Genomic DNA, 248 nt, shown 5'->3' with positions numbered 1-248 from the left:
CTTTTATTTGACAAAGGGATATAGAGAATATGGATATTTTATATTCACAAAAAATAAATTACAATCTCTTGTAAGAATAGAACACAATGAAATTTTATTTCTTACAGAATATATTTATGATTTTATTGACCATATCAACAGTTTGGAAGATAGGGTAAGAATAAATCAAAATGGACTTTGGGGAATCTCAAACATCGAAGGAGAAATCATAATCCCATGTAAGTATGACAAAGTTGATTATCCTGATA

1 protein-coding gene is annotated in these 248 nt (G+C 27.0%); it reads left to right on the top strand.

Annotated features, from left to right (window positions below; genetic code table 11):
- A partial coding sequence (locus tag SB725_RS32990; protein ID WP_410923672.1) for a WG repeat-containing protein occupies positions 1-248 on the top strand: 248 nt, incomplete at both ends.

It is taken from the genome of Pseudomonas sp. SIMBA_041 (genome assembly GCF_046535095.1).
Classification (GTDB): Bacteria; Pseudomonadota; Gammaproteobacteria; order Pseudomonadales; family Pseudomonadaceae; genus Aquipseudomonas; species Aquipseudomonas mucoides.
This window is presented reverse-complemented; position numbering and strand designations above follow the sequence as displayed.